1 protein-coding gene is annotated in these 383 nt (G+C 59.5%); it reads right to left on the bottom strand.

Features of this window, described 5'->3' with window-relative positions:
• Positions 1-118 precede the first annotated feature (118 nt).
• On the bottom strand, positions 119-383 hold a 265-nt coding region (locus EN885_RS34020; protein WP_206616896.1), incomplete at its 5' end, for a hypothetical protein.

The following is a 383-nucleotide window of genomic DNA, read 5'->3' as shown; positions in this document are numbered from 1 at the left end:
GCCCTCGAGCGTCAGCGTCTCGCCAACACCATGCCCGGCCAGACCGGCGCCATGAATGCGGCCCGCCTCGGCTTCGTCGCCTGAAGATTTTTAGGGGCAGCGCATCCCTGCCGCTGCTTTAAAACTGTAACGCCGCCTGGCTCCAGCCAAGGCGGCGTTTTTGTTTTGCGCGCAGGCAGTACGTTGCCCGTCCCTTGAACAGTTCGTGCCACTTCCAGGGCTCGCTGCACGCCGATTGCCCGTTTGCGACCCATGTCGCAAATTTAATCTCGTCGTAGCGGCGTAGCCGATTGACAGACATGGTTTTTCCTGATGTCGCTATGCTATTCGCGACATCCTGTTCGCGCCATGGCTGTGTGAGGTTCCCTTGAACGCCGTAAAGC

Source organism: Mesorhizobium sp. M6A.T.Cr.TU.014.01.1.1, assembly GCF_004022765.1.
Classification (GTDB): Bacteria; Pseudomonadota; Alphaproteobacteria; order Rhizobiales; family Rhizobiaceae; genus Mesorhizobium; species Mesorhizobium mediterraneum.
Note: the sequence above shows the minus strand (reverse complement) of the source record. Positions and strands in the feature narration are given on the sequence as shown.